The organism is Deinococcus sp., assembly GCF_025362455.1.
Classification (GTDB): Bacteria; Deinococcota; Deinococci; order Deinococcales; family Deinococcaceae; genus Deinococcus.
Window position 1 is genome coordinate 1 of record NZ_JANYGJ010000152.1, and the last position, 2,146, is coordinate 2,146.

Here is a 2,146-nt window from a genome sequence, read left to right on the forward strand (position 1 = left end):
TTCTTATATTCCTTGGTCGAGTACAGCACGTCATATTCGAACGGCGCCACCTCGTCGTGGATGGCCTGAATTTTGCCAAACGCCTCTTCCTTGCTGCGGCCATGCACCATCGTGAAAATGGTGTAGGGCCATTCCGGATAGGTCGGGCGCAGGTAGCAGTGAGACACCGCCTTGAAGCTGGCCATCTGCTGCCCGACCTCGGCCACCTGCTCCTGGGGCACGGCCCAGACGCCCATGGCGTTGAAGGTAAAACCCGCCGACTGGTGCCTCAGCACCGCGCTGATGCGGCGTAGCGCACCCGCCGCCTTCATTCCCTCGGCGTGAGCGGCCACGGCCTCGATGCTCATGCCCAGCGCCGCGCAGGCCGCCGCATACGGCTCCTCGGTGATCGGCAGGTCTTTCTGGAACTCGACTACGAACTTCCTGTCGGTGTCGCTCACGGCGTAGCCGACGTTGCGGTCGGCGTTGGTGTACTGGGGCGTGCTCTTGGCGTTCCAGGCTTCCTTGCCGGTCATGTCGAACTCGACGCCGATCTTGTACAGATGCAGCGTGGGCATCAGGCGGGTCAATTTGGCGCCGCTCAGCTCGTGCAGGCGCTGGACATGGGCCTCCAGGTCGCTCTCCGGCGGCACGGCGATGGTGTACCACAGGTTGAAGGCGTGGTTACGCCGGTAGTTGTGGCTCACGCCGGGGTGCAGGCTGACGACAGCCGCGCCCTCGTCGAGCTGCCCCGCGTCGTGGACGGCGGCGACCAGGCTGCTCTGGTAGCCGAGCGTGCGGGTATCGAAGATGGCGCTGACCTGCCGCAGCACGCCCGCCGCCTTGACCTCGCGCAGAATGCTCAGCGCCTCGGCTTCGCTCAAGCCGACTTCCGCCCCGATCAGGGCGTAGGGCCGCGCCACGATGGGAATATCTTTCTGGACGCGGTTGAGCAGCAGCTCGCGGGGTGAGGGAAGGGCAGGTGCCTCGCCACTCGCTGATTGGGGGGTCACGGTTTGGGGAGCCTGGGTGGCAGTCATACCTGACAGGCTAGCATTCCCAAAACAGTAAAACGTCCTTCCAGATGGAGCTTTTCTTTACTGAAACAGCTTTGGATCGACTGAGCGTTCAGACCGGTTGGAGTCGCGTCGGCGCAGCTCGCTCCGGTTCCCCGGCGCGGCGGCGCAGGTCGTCGGCCAGGTCAGCCAGGCTGCTACGGGCCAGCCGGGCTTCCAGGGCGGCCTGGGCCTCGTTGCAGACTTCACCGAGCGCCGACTGGATGTGCCGCCCCACCGAGCAGCTCTGGCTGGGGTGCTCGTGCAGCGCGATCAGCCGTTCAGGCGGCTGCACGGCCCGGTACACGTCCAGCAGAGTGATGGTCTCGGCGCTGCGGGCCAGGCTCAGCCCCGCCACGCCCTGACGCGAGCAGACCAGCCCGGCGCGGCGCAACATGCCGCTCACCCCGCGCACGATCACCGGATTGACGCCCACGCTGCACGCCAGATGCTCGGAGCTCATCACCTCGCCGGGGTGGGTACTCAGCAGCGAGAGCAGATGCGAGGCCACGGCGAAGCGGCTTGAAACGGTCATCAGCGGCGCTCCAACATGTCACCATGATACTTACAGGGCAAGCGGCAAGTCAAGGTGAAAACGCTCAGTCTGAAGCGGCGCTCAGCTCCCGCTCGGCCCGGCTGTGCGCCTGGTAGCGCTCGCCCCAGACCAGCATGGCGCGGACAATCGGCTCCAGGCTCTGCCCCAGTTCGGTCAGCGAGTATTCGACTCTGGGCGGCACCTGGGCGTAGACCTCCCGGTGGACCAGGCCGTCGGCTTCCAGCTCGCACAGTTGCAGGGTCAGCATCCGCTGGGTGACGCTGCCGAGCTTGCGTTGCAGCTCCGAGAAGCGCAGCGGGCCGAGCAGCAGATGGTAGAGCGTGACCGTTTTCCACTTGCCGCCGATCAGATCCACGGTGGTGGTCACGGCGCAGCCATGCAGGCAGTTCTGGATGGTCCGGGGCATGGGGAGAGCCTAAGTACATTGATTTCTATATTTTGATACCCTTGTAGTGACGACTCATCTTTTCGCGACAGTGTTCTACGGTGAAGTGCCAGTTCACCGTCGTTCCAGCGGTGTTTCTCTGGTCAATCCAGCTCGTCACTTCATCCTTCA

General features: G+C 64.4%; 3 protein-coding genes. All 3 read right to left on the reverse strand.

Annotation, left to right across the window (positions count from 1 at the left end; genetic code table 11):
* Positions 1-1,019: Lrp/AsnC family transcriptional regulator (locus tag Q0R23_RS11780; protein ID WP_293913262.1), on the reverse strand; the 1,019-nt coding region annotated here is incomplete at its 3' end.
* Between the two features lie 88 nt (positions 1,020-1,107).
* Complete coding sequence (locus Q0R23_RS11785; RefSeq protein ID WP_293913263.1) at positions 1,108-1,569, reverse strand: Rrf2 family transcriptional regulator; 462 nt, start codon at positions 1,567-1,569, stop codon at positions 1,108-1,110.
* A 64-nt stretch (positions 1,570-1,633) separates the two neighbouring features.
* Entirely contained in the window at positions 1,634-1,996 is a 363-nt protein-coding gene (locus Q0R23_RS11790) for a helix-turn-helix domain-containing protein (RefSeq protein ID WP_293913265.1), read from the reverse strand.
* Positions 1,997-2,146: the final 150 nt, after the last annotated feature.

Excerpts from the sequence above, each read along its gene's own strand:
- Q0R23_RS11785 (WP_293913263.1), bottom strand. The coding sequence starts at position 1,569 with ATGACCGTTTCAAGCCGCTTCGCCGTGGCCTCGCATCTGCTCTCGCTG.
- Q0R23_RS11790 (WP_293913265.1), bottom strand. The coding sequence starts at position 1,996 with ATGCCCCGGACCATCCAGAACTGCCTGCATGGCTGCGCCGTGACCACC.